20 protein-coding genes are annotated in these 17,020 nt (G+C 52.3%); 15 read left to right on the top strand and 5 right to left on the bottom strand.

The window, feature by feature from the left end:
* Position 1: 1 nt before the first annotated feature.
* From H1D31_RS07145 to ttcA, 9 genes are all read left to right on the top strand, one after another.
* Positions 2-184, top strand: a complete 183-nt coding sequence (locus H1D31_RS07145; protein ID WP_008610266.1) for a cbb3-type cytochrome oxidase subunit 3 — start codon at positions 2-4, stop codon at positions 182-184.
* Complete coding sequence (gene ccoP, locus H1D31_RS07140) at positions 177-1,151, top strand: cytochrome-c oxidase, cbb3-type subunit III (RefSeq protein WP_261257301.1); 975 nt, start codon at positions 177-179, stop codon at positions 1,149-1,151. Before H1D31_RS07145 ends, ccoP begins: the two co-directional genes overlap by 8 nt.
* A gap of 69 nt (positions 1,152-1,220) precedes the next feature.
* A complete protein-coding gene (locus H1D31_RS07135) occupies positions 1,221-1,709 on the top strand; it encodes a FixH family protein (protein WP_008610261.1) in 489 nt (162 codons plus the stop codon).
* 25 nt (positions 1,710-1,734) lie between these two features.
* Entirely contained in the window at positions 1,735-4,119 is a 2,385-nt protein-coding gene (locus tag H1D31_RS07130; protein WP_261257299.1) for a heavy metal translocating P-type ATPase, read from the top strand.
* A complete protein-coding gene (ccoS, locus tag H1D31_RS07125) occupies positions 4,116-4,292 on the top strand; it encodes a cbb3-type cytochrome oxidase assembly protein CcoS (RefSeq protein ID WP_008610259.1) in 177 nt (58 codons plus the stop codon). The genes H1D31_RS07130 and ccoS overlap by 4 nt, the downstream gene beginning before the upstream one ends.
* The gene (locus tag H1D31_RS07120; protein ID WP_261257295.1) at positions 4,282-4,956 is read left to right on the top strand and encodes a sulfite exporter TauE/SafE family protein; all 675 of its coding nucleotides are present in this window, start codon (positions 4,282-4,284) and stop codon (positions 4,954-4,956) included. Before ccoS ends, H1D31_RS07120 begins: the two co-directional genes overlap by 11 nt.
* A gap of 36 nt (positions 4,957-4,992) precedes the next feature.
* Positions 4,993-5,697 (top strand): fumarate/nitrate reduction transcriptional regulator Fnr, encoded by a 705-nt coding sequence (gene fnr, locus H1D31_RS07115; protein WP_008949391.1) that lies wholly within the window; start codon positions 4,993-4,995, stop codon positions 5,695-5,697.
* Between the two features lie 106 nt (positions 5,698-5,803).
* Positions 5,804-6,736, top strand: a complete 933-nt coding sequence (gene uspE / locus H1D31_RS07110; protein WP_008610256.1) for a universal stress protein UspE — start codon at positions 5,804-5,806, stop codon at positions 6,734-6,736.
* A gap of 77 nt (positions 6,737-6,813) precedes the next feature.
* A complete protein-coding gene (gene ttcA, locus H1D31_RS07105; RefSeq protein WP_261260077.1) occupies positions 6,814-7,731 on the top strand; it encodes a tRNA 2-thiocytidine(32) synthetase TtcA in 918 nt (305 codons plus the stop codon).
* A 75-nt stretch (positions 7,732-7,806) separates the two neighbouring features.
* Here ttcA and H1D31_RS07100 read toward each other — a convergent pair whose 3' ends face one another.
* On the bottom strand, positions 7,807-8,673 hold the full coding sequence (locus tag H1D31_RS07100) for a glucosaminidase domain-containing protein (protein ID WP_008610254.1): 867 nt from the start codon (positions 8,671-8,673) through the stop codon (positions 7,807-7,809).
* A gap of 79 nt (positions 8,674-8,752) precedes the next feature.
* On the opposite strand from H1D31_RS07100, the gene H1D31_RS07095 reads away from it, so the two are divergent.
* Positions 8,753-8,911: a hypothetical protein gene (locus H1D31_RS07095; RefSeq protein WP_008610253.1), complete on the top strand. Its 159-nt coding sequence runs from the start codon at positions 8,753-8,755 to the stop codon at positions 8,909-8,911.
* Complete coding sequence (locus H1D31_RS07090; protein WP_008949394.1) at positions 8,886-10,103, top strand: pyridoxal phosphate-dependent aminotransferase; 1,218 nt, start codon at positions 8,886-8,888, stop codon at positions 10,101-10,103. Before H1D31_RS07095 ends, H1D31_RS07090 begins: the two co-directional genes overlap by 26 nt.
* A gap of 53 nt (positions 10,104-10,156) precedes the next feature.
* Here the strand turns inward: H1D31_RS07090 and H1D31_RS07085 are convergent, their stop codons facing one another.
* Positions 10,157-10,717 carry a YSC84-related protein gene (locus H1D31_RS07085; protein WP_261257287.1) on the bottom strand — a complete coding sequence of 187 codons (561 nt, stop codon included), beginning with the start codon at positions 10,715-10,717 and terminating at the stop codon, positions 10,157-10,159.
* Positions 10,718-10,884: 167 nt separating this feature from the next.
* Here H1D31_RS07085 and H1D31_RS07080 point away from each other — a divergent pair, with 167 nt between their 5' ends.
* The gene (locus tag H1D31_RS07080; protein ID WP_008949396.1) at positions 10,885-12,303 is read left to right on the top strand and encodes an alanine/glycine:cation symporter family protein; all 1,419 of its coding nucleotides are present in this window, start codon (positions 10,885-10,887) and stop codon (positions 12,301-12,303) included.
* Positions 12,304-12,384: 81 nt separating this feature from the next.
* Here the strand turns inward: H1D31_RS07080 and H1D31_RS07075 are convergent, their stop codons facing one another.
* A complete protein-coding gene (locus H1D31_RS07075) occupies positions 12,385-12,717 on the bottom strand; it encodes a YebG family protein (RefSeq protein ID WP_261257284.1) in 333 nt (110 codons plus the stop codon).
* 200 nt (positions 12,718-12,917) lie between these two features.
* On the opposite strand from H1D31_RS07075, the gene H1D31_RS07070 reads away from it, so the two are divergent.
* Genes H1D31_RS07070 through H1D31_RS07060 form a run of 3 tightly spaced genes read left to right on the top strand, consistent with a single transcriptional unit; the run spans position 12,918 to position 15,586 of the window.
* Positions 12,918-14,198 carry an anti-phage deoxyguanosine triphosphatase gene (locus tag H1D31_RS07070; RefSeq protein WP_008610248.1) on the top strand — a complete coding sequence of 427 codons (1,281 nt, stop codon included), beginning with the start codon at positions 12,918-12,920 and terminating at the stop codon, positions 14,196-14,198.
* Positions 14,199-14,218: 20 nt separating this feature from the next.
* Positions 14,219-15,259: a patatin-like phospholipase family protein gene (locus H1D31_RS07065; protein WP_261257282.1), complete on the top strand. Its 1,041-nt coding sequence runs from the start codon at positions 14,219-14,221 to the stop codon at positions 15,257-15,259.
* A 24-nt stretch (positions 15,260-15,283) separates the two neighbouring features.
* Positions 15,284-15,586, top strand: coding sequence for a hypothetical protein (locus H1D31_RS07060; protein WP_261257280.1), 303 nt, complete (start codon positions 15,284-15,286; stop codon positions 15,584-15,586).
* Here the strand turns inward: H1D31_RS07060 and H1D31_RS07055 are convergent.
* Positions 15,583-16,413: a cobalamin-binding protein gene (locus H1D31_RS07055; protein WP_261257278.1), complete on the bottom strand. Its 831-nt coding sequence runs from the start codon at positions 16,411-16,413 to the stop codon at positions 15,583-15,585. The genes H1D31_RS07060 and H1D31_RS07055 overlap by 4 nt on opposite strands.
* 1 nt (position 16,414) lies before the next feature.
* On the bottom strand, positions 16,415-17,017 hold the full coding sequence (gene cobO / locus H1D31_RS07050; protein ID WP_008610244.1) for a cob(I)yrinic acid a,c-diamide adenosyltransferase: 603 nt from the start codon (positions 17,015-17,017) through the stop codon (positions 16,415-16,417).
* Between the last annotated feature and the right edge of the window lie 3 nt (positions 17,018-17,020).

Genomic DNA, 17,020 nt, shown 5'->3' with positions numbered 1-17,020 from the left:
TATGGAATTTGCAACAGTTCACAGCATTTTGACCGTGATCCTGTTCGTTGGCTTTGTCGCCTTTGTTATCTGGGCTTACAGCAAGAAGCGTAAGCCAGATTTTGATGAGGCCGCTAACCTGGTGTTTGACGACGAACCGGATTCAGAAAAACAACATTCAAAACGGGAGAAGGAGCATGAGTAGCTTCTGGAATCTTTGGATTTGGGTACTGACTATCCCAGTATTAGTACTTTGTGTAGTGCTGCTGGTGTGGAACCTGAAAAACTATGTCGGTGTGCCGGAAGACGAAACCACCGATCATGAAGTGGATGGCTTAAAAGAACTGAATAACCCCCTGCCAAAGTGGTGGACCTATATGTTCTTCGCCACCCTGATTTGGTCGGTTTTCTATCTGGCTGCTTATCCGGGCCTGGGTAACTATAAGGGTTTCCTGAACTGGACCAGCTCTAACCAGGGAATTAAGTCTCTGGAGGAATCACGCCAGGCGGTGGAGTTAGCCCGCGCTGAAGGCCGCCATGTGCAGCTGGATGTGGAAAATGCCCGTGCCGATGAGGTATTTGGCCCGGTGTTCCAGGCGTTCGCCAAACGTGATGTGCTGGATCTGGCCTATGATACCGAAGCCCTGAAGATCGGTCAGCGCTTGTTCCTGCAGAACTGCGCCCTGTGTCACGGCTCAGATGCCCGCGGTCAGCGTGGCTATCCTAACCTGACCGACAACGACTGGTTGTATGGCGGCACACCGGAGAAAATCAAAGAAACCCTGCTATACGGTCGTAAAGCGGCCATGCCAGGTTGGGAAGCTGCGCTGGGCGATCAGGGTATCCGCGAGATGACGGCCTATGTACTGCAACTGTCTGGCCGTGCGGTAAATGAAAAAGACGCCGAAGCCGGTAAAGCCAAGTTTGGTATGTGTGCCGCCTGTCACGGTGCAGATGGTCGCGGTAGCGTGGCGCATAATCTGCCGTTTGGCGCGCCAAACCTGACCAACAATATCTGGTTATACGGTGGCTCTGCCAAGGATATCGAAGAAACGCTGCGTCATGGCCGTTTTGGTGTGATGCCAGCCTTCAAAGAGACACTGGGCGAAGATAAGGTACATATCCTGACGGCCTACGTCTATCGTCTGGCAAATCCGGAAGACCTGCGCTGACACTCAGCCTGACATTCTGTTAGAATCTAAGCCCCGTTCCGGGGCTTAGTTTTATAAAAGAGGTAACTGATGCAACTGGACACCAAACCCTGGTATAAACAACTCTGGCCCTGGATCCTGATTGCCATTCCGGTGATTACGGCATTAAAAGCTGTGCACACCATAGTGGTGATGCAACAGCATAAACCCGAAGTGGTGATCGACGATTATTATGCTGCGGGCAGAAGTATAAATCTGCAGCTGGCCAAATATCGCGAAGCTGCCCTGCGTAATCTGGACGCGCATATACTGGTGGCAGGTAACCGTGCTGTGGTGCGTTTTGCCGAAAATGCCGTCTTGGGTGACAAGATCCACCTTGATTTTTACCATCCGACCCTCGGCGCGCAGGATTTTGCTGTCGACGCTGAGCGTAGTGGCGAATTGCTGTACGTGGCCACCCTGCCGCTGACACCGAATGGCCGCTGGCGCCTGACCGTCTCAGATGACTCTAATGAATGGCGCTTAAAAGCCAATCTAACCCTGCCGGCAGAGCAGGAAATTAAACTCGGTTATAACTAACCTTAAGTACGAAGGAATAGGCGTCTTGGGCGACCTGAAATGTTTTCACTGCCATGAGCCGGTACTCACCGGTGACCGTTTTACCCTGCAGATTGATGGCACAGCGCAGCCCTTTTGTTGCGCTGGTTGTCAGGCTGTGGCCGATACCATTATCCAGAATGGTTTAGCCGACTATTACCGCTTTCGTACTGAGTCAGCGACCAAGGTTGCTGCCATGCCGGCGCAACTGGCGGCAGAGCTGGAAAACTTTGATCAGCCCGAGGTACTGGCCGATATCAGCCGGCAGCAGGGCGAGCTGACCGAGCTGGAATTGTCCATCTCCGGCATGAGCTGCGCCGCCTGTGCCTGGTTAATTGAAAAGCAGCTAAAAAAACAGCCGCAGATCGCCAGCGTGACTATTAATTCCTCCACTCAGCGCGCCTTATTGCGCTGGGATAGCAAGGCGTTGCCGCTAAGCCAGATCTTAAGCCGCATCGCCGCTCTTGGTTATCAGGCCAGCCCCTTTGTCGCCGATCAGGAAGAACAAACCTTTAAGCAGGAACTGAACCGCTACCTGAAACGACTGGCGGTGTCTGGTATTCTGACCATGCAGGTGATGATGCTGGCTTTTGGCCTGTATTTTGGTGAGTTCACCGGCATTGAAAAATCGCACGAAGGCTACCTACGCTGGATCAGTTTGTTATTAACGCTACCGGTGTTGTTGTATGCCGGTAAGCCCTTTACGGTTAGCGCCTGGCGCAGCATTAAGGCCCGGCAGATGAATATGGATGTGCCGGTCAGCCTGGCACTGTGGTATACCTATCTTGCGTCGTCCTATGCCACCGTCTTTCATACCGGTGAAGTCTATTTTGAGTCGGTATGTATGTTTATTTTCCTGCTGCAACTGGGCAAGTTTTTTGAATACCGGGCCCGGGCACAGGCGCGCGAAGCCACCAGCAACTTGCTGAAAATTATGCCGGTAACCGCCACCCAGCTAACAGATAACGGGCCGCAAGCGACGTCGGCGCGGCGCCTGCAACCAGGTGATCGGATCCTGGTGAAGGCCGGTGAGACCCTGCCCGCTGATGGTCTGGTGCTGGAAGGTCAAAGCTCGGTTGACGAGTCGATGCTGACCGGTGAATACCGGCCGATCAGCAAAATGGCCGGTGAGCAGGTGTTGGCCGGCAGTATTAATCACGATGGCTTACTGACCATTCAGGTCACTGAAGTACTGGCACACTCCCGGCTGGGGCAAATTATCCAGCTGCAACAACAAACACTGAGTCAAAAGCCCAAGCTAGTCGAAAAAACCGATCAGTTGGCGAAATACTTCGTCGAACGGCTACTGGTGATTGCGGTGCTGACTTTCGGCCTTTGGTATTTCTGGTGGAATCCGGATCGGGCGTTTTGGGTTACGCTCTCGGTGTTGGTGGCAACCTGCCCTTGTGCGCTTAGCCTGGCGACGCCGACCGCCATTACCTGTGCCCTCGCCCGCCTCAATCGTCAGGGCATACTGATCAAAAACGCTCAGGCGTTAGAGGCCTTGCCACAGATCACCCATATCGTACTGGATAAAACCGGCACCCTGACCGAAGGTAAGTTTAGTGTCGAAAGCGTCGAGATGCTAAGCGCGGCTTACACTGAGCAACAGGCCCTGAATCTGATTGCAAATCTGGAACGTTATTCAGAACATCCGATAGCCCGAGCCTTCTCGCCCTATCAGACCGCGGCCGAGGAGCTGCAACAGGTAACAGTCAGTGTCGGTGCCGGCATTAGCGGTTACTGGCAACAGCAAGCGGTGCGGGTCGGCAGTGCCGGTTTTTGTCAGCTAAGCCGCACTGTCAGCGGCGCCATGGTCTATCTGACGATTAACCAACAACCGATAGCCGCTGTAACCCTGAGTGACAGAGTGCGGCCGGAAGTTCCGGCGCTGCTGGCCAGCTTGCAACAACAGGGCTACCAATTGGGGATGTTAACCGGCGACAGCTCGTCACAGGCCGAGCAACTGGCCAGCGAATTACAGCTTAACTTTATGCATAAAGGCTGTACACCGGAACAAAAGGTGGCGCATATTCAACAGCTGATTAGCGAAGGCAAACAGGTACTGATGCTGGGCGATGGTATTAACGACAGCCCAGGCTTTAACGCTGCGCATATTTCGGTTGCGGTGCACTCTGGTGCCGATCTGTCTAAAAATCAGGCTGATGTCGTGTTGTTAAAACCCGATGTGAGTCTGTTAGCCGCACTGCTCAAAGGTGGCAAAACCACCGCCAGCGTGATAAAGCAAAATCTCGGATGGTCTGTCGGTTATAATTTGATTATTATTCCGCTGGCCGTAGCCGGCTTTGTCTCGCCCTATATTGCAGTGATCGGTATGTCGTTCAGCTCGTTATTGGTGGTATCGAATTCATTGAGGTTACTAAAGAAATGAGCATCATTTACGTACTTATCCCGATAGCCATCTTCTTTGTTGCGATGGGGATCTGGATTTTCTTCTGGGCGGTGCGCTCGAAACAGTTTGAAGATCTGGAAAAAGAAGGGTTGAGCATCCTGTTTGACGAGGACGATAAGCCAAAACCACCCGCGGACAAAGATGAGCCCTGATTATCTGGCCGCGCTGCTGATCGGCCTGCTGGGCAGCAGTCACTGCCTGGTGATGTGCGGCGGCATTGCCAGTGCCTTGCAACTGAGCGTGCCGGCTGAGCGCCGCCACTCCGGTTATACTTACCCCCTGTTACTCAGTGCCGGCCGCTTAACCACCTACAGCCTGTTTGGTGCCCTGGTCGGCTACTTTGGCCTGACCGCGATGCAGCTGGCCGGTGCCTCCATGCTCTGGTTGCGGTTACTGGCAGGCGTCTTACTGGTTGCTATGGCGCTCTATATCGCCCGGCTCTGGTTTGGTCTGACGCAGCTGGAACGGCTCGGGCAAAAGCTCTGGCAGCGCGTCCAGCCCTGTACCAAGGCACTGTTACCACTTGACTCAGCGACGAAAGCCTATCGGTATGGCCTGCTGTGGGGTTTTTTGCCCTGCGGCTTGGTTTATTCGACCCTTAGCTGGAGTCTGGCCAGCGGCAGCCCCTGGCATGGTGCCCTGCTGATGCTGAGCTTTGGCTTGGGCACCTTGCCGGCGATCCTGGCCGTTGGTGGCGCCGCACAGCTACTGCGCCAGCTGAAAAGCGCCTTGTGGTTTCGCTATAGCACCGCCGCTATACTGGCTATCTACGGCATTTATACGATATGGCTTGCTTTGCAGAGGTTAGTTTTTTAAGCTAGCTACTATATTAGGGAATTCAGGGTTTATTCGATGCAACGCTCGGCGATTAATTGTCAGGATTGTGGTTTTAGTCAGTTGTGCCTGCCGTTTTCACTCAACGATCAGGAAATGACCAAGCTGGATGACATTATTCAGCGCAAACGACCGTTACATAAAGGCGATATCCTGTTTGAAAGCGGCACCGCCCTGAAAGCACTGTATGCGGTACGCACCGGTTCCTTTAAAACCTTTACCCTGACCGAGCAAGGTGAGCAGCAAATTACCGGCTTCCATTTACCCGGCGATATTATCGGTTTTGATGCGATTAATACCCAGCAGCATATGAGCTACGCCGAAGCGCTGGAAACCGGCATGATTTGCGAGATCCCCTTTAACAACCTGGAAATGTTACTGGACCAGCTACCCAAGTTACGGCAGCAGATGATGCGGCTGATGAGTCAGGATATCCAGGCTGATCAGCAGATGTTGTTGCTGTTAAACCGCAAAACTGCCGAACAAAAACTGGCCACCTTTTTAAACCATCTGGCCTCGCGCTACGGTAACCGTGGTTTTTCCTCCAAAGCCTTCCGCCTGACCATGACCCGCAGTGATATCGGCAATTACCTGGGTTTAACCGTTGAAACCATTAGCAGGCTGCTGAGTAAATTACATAAAGATCAGATCATCGAAGTGGATGGCAAACTGATAACCATTTTAGATGCCCCTGCCTTAAGTAACCTCGCCGGTCAGTGTTAATCGGTATTTTGTTGATTTAACACAAAGGCCAGCCTACCAACTCCGGTTATGTTGACTACACTTAATCTAACAGATTGCGTGCATCAACCTGGTAACCGGAGTCATTATGTCGATTTATAACAATGTTTTAGTGGTATTAGATCCCACGACTGAACAACAGAAAGCCCTCGACCGCGCCCTGGAGCTAAGCCGCAAACAAGGCGGTAAACTGACCGCGTTTTTATCGGTATACGAATTCTCCTATGAGATGACCACCATGCTATCCGGTGACGAACGCGAAGCAATGAAGCAGGCGGTGATTAAAGATCGCGAAATCTGGGTCAGTGGCTTACTGCAGCAGGCTCAGGCGCAAGGACTGGAGATCAGTATTCAGGTGGTCTGGCATAACAGACCGTTCGAAGCCGTCGTCAAAGCTGTGCTGGAGCATAACTTTGATCTGGTGATCAAAGGCACCCATGACCACGATGTGCTGAAATCGATGATTTTCACCCCAACTGACTGGCATATTTTGCGCAAATGCCCCTGCCCGGTGCTGCTGGTAAAAGAGCATGCCTGGCCGGCGCAAGGTAATATTATCGCCGCTGTTAATGCCGGCAGTGAGCAGGAGCATCATAAATCCCTGAATAACAGGGTGATTGATAAAGCTAAACAAATGGCTGCCATGCTAAATGCCAGGGTGCATCTGGTGAATGCCTACCCCGGTACTCCGGTTAATATCGCCATCGAGATCCCGGAATTTAATCCGCAGGAATATAACAGCACCATGCAGCGACATCATAAGGATGCCGTGAAGCAACTGGCAGCCGAACATCAGATCCCGGCAGAGCAATGTCATGTGCTGGAAGGGATGCCGGAAGATGTGATCCCGAAATTGGCACGGCAGCTTGATGCCGAGATGGTATTAATTGGCACTATCGGCCGCACCGGCTTATCGGCGGCCATTATCGGTAATACCGCTGAGCATGTGATTGACCGTCTGGATTGTGATGTGCTGGCCTTAAAACCGGCCAATTTTGTCTGTCCGCTGGAGAAATCCTAGCCTTCCAGCCTCTGCCTCTTTTGAACAGGCGCACCCTTGGGTATAATGTGCGCCTTTTTTCTGTCTGGTAGTTAATGATGTCTCACGCGGCACAAGCGAAAGCCCAATATAATCTGAACAAGCTGCATAAACGGCTGCGCCGTAATGTCGGCCAGGCCATTGCTGATTTTGGCATGATCAGCGAAGGTGACAAGATCATGGTCTGTTTATCCGGCGGCAAAGACTCCTATACGCTGTTAGATATCCTGCTTAATCTGCAGCAATCTGCGCCGGTGAATTTCAGCATCGTTGCAGTTAACCTGGATCAGAAACAACCCGGCTTCCCGGCGCATGTGTTACCGGAATATTTAAGCAGCATCGGCGTCGATTTTAAAATTGTTACTGAAGACACCTACTCGATCGTCAAAGAGAAGATCCCGGAAGGTAAAACCACCTGCTCACTGTGCTCACGGCTGCGCCGCGGTATTTTATATCGTACGGCAAAGGAGCTGGGCGCGACCAAGATTGCGCTGGGTCATCATCGCGATGATATGCTGGAAACCTTGTTTTTAAATATGTTCTACGGCGGCAAGATGAAGTCGATGCCGCCCAAGCTGATCAGCGACAATGGTGAACATATCGTGATCCGGCCACTGGCCTACTGCAAAGAAAAAGATATTGAAAAATACTCAGTGGCGAAAGGCTTCCCCATCATCCCCTGCAACCTCTGTGGCTCACAGGATGGTTTACAGCGGCAGGTGGTAAAAGAAATGCTGCAGGATTGGGATAAGTGCTTCCCCGGCCGCATTGAAACCATGTTCCAGGCGATGCAAAATATTATACCTTCGCATCTGGCCGATAACAGTTTGTTCGATTTTAAAGCCATCAGCAAAGACAGCCCGTTAAACGGCGATGGTGATACTGCCTTTGATAAACCGGCCGTACCATCAGTGCCGGTAGGTTTTGAGCAGGATGATGAAGAGCTGAGCGTGCATCAGACAGTAGAACTAAGCTAGTTTAGCCGCAATCTACCTTAAGTATTTTGCTTTAGAAAAGCCTGGTTAAAACCGGGCTTTTTAATTCTAGCTTGCTTACTCTTCCAGCAGACGGCGATTAAAACGGATCATGGCAGTGATTTCTTCAATATACTCATGACCGCGTTCAGAATACGCGCTTAAACCGTGCGCCAGGGCTTCACCACGCAGCGGCTTATTCTCAGCGCGGTGCTCAGCCCGGATATGCCGCAGCTTCTCATAAGTATGAAAGGTATTCAGGTTGTAGAAGTAACTACGGATACTGGCCGCCGGGCTATCGAAGCGGGCAACTTCATGAAACTGATCTTCGGCACGATTTTGTGGGATCAGGCCACAGCCCTCCCGGAAACACCATTGCCCAAAGAAATTATAACCCTCGACCGCAAAGCGGCTGGTACCCCAGGCTGATTCATTGGCAGCCTGCATCAACACCAGACTTTCCGGCAGAATATCCACCCGCTTTAACAGCTCCTGCAACGCCTGGGGATCGGTTTCGGCCACATCCAGTTTAAACTCTTCATACAGGCTGTATAAAAAAGCGTATTCTTCCAGCGAGATACGCAGGTTTTTCTGCTTCTTTTCCGCAATATCTAATAGCTGCTCGCGCAACCAGAGTAAACGCTGGTTCTCGCGTTTTACATGTGGCCGCAGGTAATCAAAAAAGGCCTGTTTTTTGCGGTTAATGTCGCGGATCGCATTAAAGTCCGGTAATGGCTGTTTTGGAATATCTGCTTTCGGATACGCCAGGCGCTGCAGTAGCTTTTTCTGATCCGCTTCTGATAACGCAGTCAGCCGGCTTGGGATCTGCCATTCTTCCAAGGCTTCCGGCTCTTTAATTGGTTCCAGCTGACTAAAAGGGCTGGCGATAGCAATAACTACCCAAAGCCAAAACAGTAGCAGAATCAATTTACGAATTAAGAGCATTCACCACCTTTAATACTGGATTTGTACAAATAACGACCAAAACGGCCGCATATTCTACCGCCAATGAGGCCAGGATTCGATGAAAAAGTTCGAACTGCGCTTTTTTTCTGTTTTATTGCCTGAAAATATTGCAAATTTTTCTGTACTGAGAAACACTGCCATAGGCAGTTTTAGCTGTCTGGATGGATATTTTACTGAAGCAGGCAAACAAGATGAAAGCGGTAGAACGGTCAAATAAACTGGATGGGGTCTGTTACGATATTCGTGGCCCGGTGGCACGTGAAGCGAAACGGATGGAAGAGGAAGGCCACCGCATTCTGAAACTGAATATTGGTAACCCGGCGCCCTTTGGCTTTGAAGCGCCGGATGAAATTCTTAAGCATGTGATCCACAATCTGCCAACAGCACAGGGCTACTCAGACTCACAGGGTATCTATCCGGCCCGGGTGGCGGTAGCACAGTACTACCAGCAACGTGGTATTCTCGGTGCTGATGCAGATGATGTCTATATCGGTAATGGCGTCTCGGAGCTGATCCTGATGTCGCTGCAGGCACTGTTGAATAATGGAGATGAAGTGCTGGTGCCGATGCCGGATTATCCGCTGTGGACCGCCGCGGTGAATCTGGCTGGTGGTAAGGCGGTACATTACCTGTGTGATGAGCAACAGGACTGGCTGCCGGCACTGGATGATATCAAAGCGAAAATCAGCAAAAAAACCCGGGCCCTGGTCCTGATTAACCCGAATAATCCGACCGGCGCTGTCTATAGTGCGGATTTTCTGCGTCAGTTACTGCAGGTTGCACGCGAGCATAAGCTAGTGGTTCTTAGCGACGAGATCTACGACAAGGTGCTGTACGATGGCACTGAGCATGTTAGCACTGCCGCGCTGGCCGACGATCTGGTGATGCTGACCTTTGGTGGCTTATCAAAAAATTACCGCATCGCCGGTTTTCGCATTGGCTGGTTATTTATTTCCGGCGCCAAGCAGGCGGCACGCCAATATATTGAAGGCTTGAATATTCTGGCCTCGATGCGACTTTGTGCCAATGTGCCCTGCCAGCATGCAGTGCAAACCGCACTGGGTGGCTATCAGAGTATTAATGAGCTGGTGGTACCGGGTGGGCGCTTATACGACCAGATGGATCTGGCGCACAAACTGGTGACCGAGATTGATGGCATCAGCTGTATGCGCCCCAAGGGAGCGATGTATCTGTTTCCGAAGATCGATCTTAAAAAATACCGGATTCAGGACGACGAGCTGTTTGTGCTGGATTTTCTGCGCCAGCACAAGGTATTACTGGTGCATGGCCGGGCTTTTAACTGGCCAGAACCGGATCATTTCCGTATTGTCACGCTACCGCACAAAGAACAACTGACCCAGGCCATTAGCCGCCTGGGCCAGTTCTTACAAAGCTACAGTCAATATTAAGCTGCAGATGGCTGCGGCCTGACAACAGGCCGCAGCCGATCTTAACCTGACGCTTAGTTCAGCTTACGGTCGACCCAGAACTTCGTTCCTTTGATGGTAGCCTGTAACGCCAGGCCTGCTTCAGTAAACTGATAGATAGTCACCTCATCAACACTGGCTTCAGCCCCGACGGCAGCTCCTTTGTCACCGGCTTTGGCGGCGGCGTCCGCCTGAGCACCAAAGGCCCAGCCCTGTTCAATAAAACGGTTCATCGCCTGCTCAGTGTGAAACACCATCACTAAGCGAAAGTCTTTCACACCGGCGCCCAAGCCGACACCGACCTCGCCCATGCGCATATAGGTATCGGCGCCGCTACGGTTGTTACGCACCACGCCATAACCACCACCAAAGCTGGCCAGCAGCAGATTGACATTGGCATTGCTAAATACCGCATAGCCCGGTGCGCTGGCGACTTCAGGCCGGGCACTGGCTTTCTCGCGATACAACTCAGTTAGCACCTGCTGCCGCATCTCATTAATAGCAGTGCGCTGCTCAGCCGGGGTAGCATTTAAACCGGCGGCGCAGCCTTGCAGCATAAATAATAGTACCGCCAGCAAAGCTGTTTTTATCCACATAGTCCCTCTCCTCTTTGACTGTCTTAGCGACCTTAACAGCATAGAGCTTAGCTCAACTATCTGAATCCGCGGTTAATCGCATTCAGGGTACTGTCAGTGCCTGCTGTATTGTCAGCGCCACAGTTAGCAGGTATGCTCCGACAGTCAATAGCCATCCGGATAGCAATATGTCTGCGGAGTTCTCGTTCCAGGCCAGCTTTGAAGCCTTTACCAATCAGCTGGCCGCTGTGGTGTTTTATGCCTTTTCCTTTAATGGGGTACCAATCCCGCTGGTGATGATCTGGCTGATCAGTGGCGCCCTGATTTTTACCTTTTATCTCGGGTTTATTAATATCCGCGGCTTTGGCTACGCTATCCGGCGCTTATTTGCCAAGCCGGAAGCCGGCAGCAGCGGCGAGATTTCGCCCTATAAAGCCCTGACCACAGCCTTATCCGGTACCGTTGGTACCGGTAATATTGCCGGGGTGGCAGTAGCCATTAGTTTGGGTGGTCCCGGCGCGACCTTCTGGATGATTATGGCCGGCCTGCTTGGCATGTCGACCAAATTTGTGGAATGTACGCTGGCGGTGAAGTACCGCCAGCTTAATGCGGATGGCAGCGTCTCCGGCGGGCCGATGTACTATATTAAGGCGGCGCTGGATAAATATCAGTTACCCTGGCTTGGCAGCGCGCTGGCAGTATTCTTCTCCATTGCCGTGATCTTTGGCTCAGCTGGCTTTGTGCACGTGAATCAGGGCTTTGTGCAGGTACAAAGCGTCACTGGCTTTGATAATGCCTGGTTGTTTGGCGCGATCTACGCTGCGTTGATTGGCGCTGTGATTATCGGCGGCATTAAAAGTATCGCCAATGTCACCAGCAAGCTGGTGCCGCTAATGTGCGCCATCTACCTGCTGGCAGCGCTGATCGTGATTGGCAGCCATCTCTCTGCGGTACCGGCTGCACTTTGGCTGATTGTCCAAAGCGCCTTTGCTCCCGACGCCGCCTACGGTGGTTTTATTGGTGTGTTAATTCAGGGTTTTCGCCGTGCCGCTTACTCCAATGAAGCCGGCATCGGCTCGTCACCGATCGCCCATGCCGCCGCAAAAACCAAGGATCCGGTATCCCAGGGTTTTGTTGGCCTGCTAGAGCCCTTTATTGATACGGTGGTGATCTGCACTATTACTGCACTGGTGATTATTCTGACCGGAGCCTATCAGATGCAGGGGCTGGACGGCGTACAAATTACCTCCAGTGCTTTTGCCTCGGTATTCGATTGGTTCCCACTGGTCTTGATGGTGGCCTTGCTGCTGTTTGGCTTTTCGACGGTACTCAGCTGGTCTTACTATGGCCTGACCGGCTGGCGTTATATCGTCGGCACCCACCCCCGACTCACTACGCTATACAAACTGCTGTTCTGTGGCATGGTATCGATGGGAGCGGTGCCAAGCATTATGGCGGTGTTTGATTTTATCGATTCGATGATTTTTCTGATGGCAGTACCGAATATCCTGGCGCTGTACTTATTATTGCCGGAAGTAAAACGCGATCTGCAGCATTACTGGCAGCAAAAAATCACGGCGCGAGCCACAGCCGGTAAACAGGCTTAGCACAAGGCAATCGCTAAGCCGCCGCATAAAGCGGATGGCTTAGCGTTGTCCTAGGGGATCCTGGCGTGATGCGATGCCAAATCAGGCGGCGTGGCCGGCAGCAACAGCTTTCAGCCCTTTGCTGCTGGTATCATCCTGCTTTGCTGTGGTCTGCTCCTCGCTGTCCTGCTTGCCGGCTTTGGCCGCTTTTTTAACGCCCAGCGCCACCAGCAAGGGCTCTTTTTGCTGCGCCAGATACAATGCCAGCGCCTCTGCCTGAGCTTCATCTGTCAGCTGACCAGACGCAGACAACAACACCTGTAGCGCATCAGCCGTATCCAGCATTTTATCGTAGGCATCGGCTTCCGCTTTACTGGTAAAGGTCATTTTTTCTACTCCACTGCGTTCCACGACATATTTGGTGATCACTGCCATTTTTGACTCCTCAGTACGCTGACTGCGTTATTATCCGAAACTGTTTATTTATACAGTATAAATTTGTGGAAGTCTAGAGCACCATTTAGTTTAAAAAACCGACACCAGCGAAGTTTAAACTAGATAGTGCTTTAGCATCGCTTCTGGATCGCATTTACTTTATGATAAGTTACTGAATCGTTATTAATTGGTGGACTAGGATGACGGAAAAATGGCAAGCCCGGCGCTCTGATGCGCCGGATAACAGACCCAGAGATCACCGTACGCCCTGGCAGCGCGATCGGGCCAGAGTATTGCACTCGGCAGCATTTCGCCGTCTGCAGTCGAAAACCCAGATCCTCGGCATCGGTCAGAACGATTTTTACCGCACCCGCCTGACTCACTCGCTGGAAGCCGCGCAAATAGGCACCGGCCTGGTTAACCAACTAAGGTTAAATTGTCCACCGGCGCTGCAAGGCTTATTACCCGATGATAGCCTGATGGAAGCACTCTGTCTGGCGCATGATTTGGGGCATCCGCCCTTTGGTCATGGCGGTGAAACCGCACTGAACTTTAAAATGTTAGCCTATGGTGGCTTTGAGGGTAATGGCCAAACGTTAAGGATCGTTGCCAAGCTTGAACCCTATACCGAGTTTCATGGTATGGACCTTACCCGCCGCACCCTCCTTGGCTTGCTGAAGTACCCGGTATTACAACCCGAAATCCCACTGCTGCCCAGCGTCGATAATCCACTTAGTCTGGCCGATTGGAAACCTGCTAAGGCCATTTTCGCCGCCGACAGTGATATTCTGGACTGGGTGCTGGCGCCGCTCAGTGCAGCCGATCGGCAAAGCTTTCAGCAGGTACAACAGCTGACACAGTCGCCGTGGCAAAAGTCCTGCCACAAGTCTCTGGATGCCTCCATTATGGAACTGGCCGACGATATCGCTTATGGCGTGCATGATCTGGAAGATGCGATAGTGCTTGGCAACCTGCGCTATCAACAATGGCAGGATTTTACTGCCGCACCTTTTGCCCAGTTGGATCAAGCATATCAGCGACAGCTGGCCGAACTGGCCACTAAGTTATTTAGTCCCAAACATCATTTACGCAAAGATGCCATTGGCTCACTGGTTAATCAGTTAATTACCTCGGTTAGCCTCTATCAAAGCCTGCCGTCTTGCCAAGAACCGCTGATCCGCTACAATGCCCGGCTGGCAGATGCTGAACAGCATATGTTACAGACCCTGAAAAATCTGGTTTACCGCTGCGTGATCCAGCTGCCGGAGATCCAGCAGTCGCGTTTTCGCTGTCAGAATATGCTGTTAAAGTTGTTCGATGCCTTTAGCTCAGATCCACAGCGCTTGTTACCGCTAAATACCCAGGCCCGCTGGCAGGCTGCGGTTGATAACACTGCCAAACAGCGGGTTATTTGCGATTATCTTTCCGGAATGACTGACGATTACGCCGAACGGATGCATCAGACATTGTTTGGAAACTAGCAGTCAGAAGAGGAGTGACAGTGCAGTCACCACTACGCGTATTAGCCGGTGCTACCGCCTGGCGCCATATCCAGCAGGCTGGCCTGAAGGCGGATGATATTGAGGTGATGGTCGGCGCCAGCGGCGGTCCGAAATGGTTTTGCCTCTATGGTTTAGATCAGTATCTGTTATCTGAGTTTTTTGCCGGCCGTCAGAAACCATTACATTTATTAGGCAGCTCCGCCGGAGCCTGGCGTTTTAGCTGCTATGCCCAGCAGGATGCCGTCGCCGCATCAGCCCGCTTTGCCAAAGCCTATTCGGAGATCTGCTATCCGAAGGATGCCGATCTGAAGCTGATTACCCGGATCTCGCATGCCATTATCGACCAGGTCCTGCCAACAGCCAGCCATTGTCGCGAAGTGCTGGATAATCCGGTGATGAAGCTACATCTGATTGTTGATCGGGCGAAAGGTCTGACCCGCTCCCGCAACAGCCTGTTACAGGGAGCAGCGCTCGGCCTGACCGCTACTGCCAACCTGCTTAACCGCTCTTTACTGCAGTTTTTTTATCAGCGGGTACATTTTTATGCGCCTGGAGCCTGTGCCTCTCTGATGCACAGTGCGGAACTGCCGACCGAGCATGTCGCCCTAAGCGATGACAATCTGAAAGCAGCGATTCTTGCCAGTGGCTCCATCCCGATGGTACTGGAACCTATTGAGAATATTAGCCACGCCAAACCGGGCCGCTATTTTGACGGCGGCATTACCGACTATCATTTTAATCAGTCCTTTACTGAACAGGGACTGGTGCTCTACCCACATTTTTACCCCAGCCTGACGCCGGGCTGGTTTGATAAAGCCCTGCCTTGGCGCCGGGTGAAGCCGGCGCTGTTGCATAATGTGGTGATCCTCTGTCCCAGCGACGCCTGGGTGCGCAGCCTGCCCTATGCCAAGATACCGGATCGCAAAGACTTTAAACTGCCCGATGCTGAGCGTATCGCCTATTGGCAGGAAGTCCTGCAGCGCTCACATGAGCTGGCCGCCGCCTTTGCCAGCGGCGATTATCAACTTGAGTTACTTTAATAACGTTAGCAAGGAATGCCACCAATGAAAAAATTCAGTCAACAGCTTAGCCTGGTGATTTTCGCTACGACTCTGACCGGTTGTACTGTGCTGGGAATGCTGGCAGACAGCAAGCTTGATAGCAAACAAGACCGCAGTATCGATCCAGCCAGGCCACAGGCACAACAGCATAGTCCGGCATTAATAAGCGAACTGGGGATGGAGATCGATAGTGCCATCATTAAAGGCCTGAAAAAGGCGCTACGCGGTAACAGCGATCAACAAAAAGAAATTTGCCGCAAAAATGGCAATATTACCGAGTGCTGGCCGGTTCACGAACGCCGTTAATCGCGATAAATCTCCAACTGCTGACACAAGGTCGCTGCAGCATCCAGGATCCGTGGCGTCGCGCGGTATAGCTGATTAGCATCCAGCGTGATAAAGGCGTGCTGCTGTACCGCCGGTAGCTGCGTAAAGCGCTGCCAGAACGCATTATGTTCAGTTTTCGCCTCGCGGCTGGCCTGCACTATTACTGCTGGCTGGCGGGCTAATAACTGCTCCAGCGCTACCTGCGGATAATCGGTTTTCGCATCGGCAAAGATATTTTGTGCCGCACACAGCGATAATACCTGCGCTGGCCAGGCTTGATTGGCAACCGTCATTAAAGGCTCAGTCCCGAGCGCAAAGAATACCGGCACTGCTGATTTGGCCTGATACTGGGCCGCCAGTTGCTGTTGTCGTTGCCGGAAAGCAGCGGCCTGCTGCTGTCCTTGCTCTACCTGACCTAGTAGCAGCCCTAACTCAACAAGCTCGCTGGCAATATCATCCAGTAATACTGGCTCAGAATAAAACACCCGAATGCCGAATTGCTGCAGGCGCTGTAAATCGGCCTCCGGATTACCGCCACGCCAGGCCAGCACCAGATCTGGCTTCAGCGCCAGGATCGCCTCGACATTTAAGGCACCGAAGGTATTAAAGGACGGCAAGGATTTGGCCGCCTCCGGATAATCGGAATAATCGCTTACCGCCACCAGCCTCTCACCGGCGTCGAGCAAATACACCCATTCGGTCAGATGCGGGGTCAGGCTGATCAGCCGTTGCGGTACTGCGCTGGTCGCGGCCTGGCTACTTAAAGGCAGCCACAGTAGCAGGCAAAGCAGCAGATATGGGCGCATCTTACCAATCCAGACCGCGCTGTGCTTTGACACCAGCATCGAAAGCATGTTTCACCACCTGTACCTCACTGACCGTGTCAGCTAACTCAATTAAACGACGATGACAGGCGCGGCCGGTGATCACCACATGTTGTTTTGCTGGCCGATTTAATAGCGCCCGTTCAATTCGCTCCAGCGGCAGATAATGGAAGGTCAGCATATAGGTCAGTTCATCCAGCAGCACCAGATCGATGCTGTCGTCAGCCAAAAAGCGCTCCGCTTCCTGCCACACCAACTCTGCCGCGGCAATATCACCGGCCCGATCCTGCGTATCCCAGGTAAAGCCGGTGGCCATTACCGCAAACTCCACGCCATGTTGCTGCAGTAAATTACGCTCACCACAGTCCCAGCTACCTTTAATAAACTGCACCACCGCTGCCGTTAAGCCATGTCCGACGGCACGGGCCACAGTACCAAAACCGGCTGTGGACTTCCCCTTACCATTGCCGGTTAACACCAATAGCAGCCCTTTCTCAATATTGGCACGGGCTACCGCCGCATCAACCTGAGCTTTTAGCCGTTGCTGTCTGGCCTGATGCTGCTGTTGTTTAAGCTGCTCTGACATCTG

Origin of the sequence: Alishewanella sp. BS5-314, assembly GCF_025377695.1 — a bacterium.
Classification (GTDB): Bacteria; Pseudomonadota; Gammaproteobacteria; order Enterobacterales; family Alteromonadaceae; genus Alishewanella; species Alishewanella aestuarii.
The sequence above is the reverse complement of the archived record's forward strand: the minus strand, read 5'-3'. Positions and strand labels throughout refer to the sequence as shown.

Excerpts from the sequence above, each read along its gene's own strand:
- ccoS (WP_008610259.1), top strand. The coding sequence starts at position 4,116 with ATGAGCATCATTTACGTACTTATCCCGATAGCCATCTTCTTTGTTGCG.
- H1D31_RS07080 (WP_008949396.1), top strand. The coding sequence starts at position 10,885 with ATGTCTGCGGAGTTCTCGTTCCAGGCCAGCTTTGAAGCCTTTACCAAT.
- H1D31_RS07095 (WP_008610253.1), top strand. The coding sequence starts at position 8,753 with ATGAAAAAGTTCGAACTGCGCTTTTTTTCTGTTTTATTGCCTGAAAAT.
- H1D31_RS07070 (WP_008610248.1), top strand. The coding sequence starts at position 12,918 with ATGACGGAAAAATGGCAAGCCCGGCGCTCTGATGCGCCGGATAACAGA.
- H1D31_RS07100 (WP_008610254.1), bottom strand. The coding sequence starts at position 8,673 with ATGCTCTTAATTCGTAAATTGATTCTGCTACTGTTTTGGCTTTGGGTA.
- H1D31_RS07075 (WP_261257284.1), bottom strand. The coding sequence starts at position 12,717 with ATGGCAGTGATCACCAAATATGTCGTGGAACGCAGTGGAGTAGAAAAA.
- fnr (WP_008949391.1), top strand. The coding sequence starts at position 4,993 with ATGCAACGCTCGGCGATTAATTGTCAGGATTGTGGTTTTAGTCAGTTG.
- uspE (WP_008610256.1), top strand. The coding sequence starts at position 5,804 with ATGTCGATTTATAACAATGTTTTAGTGGTATTAGATCCCACGACTGAA.
- H1D31_RS07060 (WP_261257280.1), top strand. The coding sequence starts at position 15,284 with ATGAAAAAATTCAGTCAACAGCTTAGCCTGGTGATTTTCGCTACGACT.
- H1D31_RS07085 (WP_261257287.1), bottom strand. The coding sequence starts at position 10,717 with ATGTGGATAAAAACAGCTTTGCTGGCGGTACTATTATTTATGCTGCAA.
- H1D31_RS07055 (WP_261257278.1), bottom strand. The coding sequence starts at position 16,413 with ATGCGCCCATATCTGCTGCTTTGCCTGCTACTGTGGCTGCCTTTAAGT.
- cobO (WP_008610244.1), bottom strand. The coding sequence starts at position 17,017 with ATGTCAGAGCAGCTTAAACAACAGCAGCATCAGGCCAGACAGCAACGG.
- H1D31_RS07120 (WP_261257295.1), top strand. The coding sequence starts at position 4,282 with ATGAGCCCTGATTATCTGGCCGCGCTGCTGATCGGCCTGCTGGGCAGC.
- ttcA (WP_261260077.1), top strand. The coding sequence starts at position 6,814 with ATGTCTCACGCGGCACAAGCGAAAGCCCAATATAATCTGAACAAGCTG.
- H1D31_RS07135 (WP_008610261.1), top strand. The coding sequence starts at position 1,221 with ATGCAACTGGACACCAAACCCTGGTATAAACAACTCTGGCCCTGGATC.
- ccoP (WP_261257301.1), top strand. The coding sequence starts at position 177 with ATGAGTAGCTTCTGGAATCTTTGGATTTGGGTACTGACTATCCCAGTA.
- H1D31_RS07145 (WP_008610266.1), top strand. The coding sequence starts at position 2 with ATGGAATTTGCAACAGTTCACAGCATTTTGACCGTGATCCTGTTCGTT.
- H1D31_RS07090 (WP_008949394.1), top strand. The coding sequence starts at position 8,886 with ATGAAAGCGGTAGAACGGTCAAATAAACTGGATGGGGTCTGTTACGAT.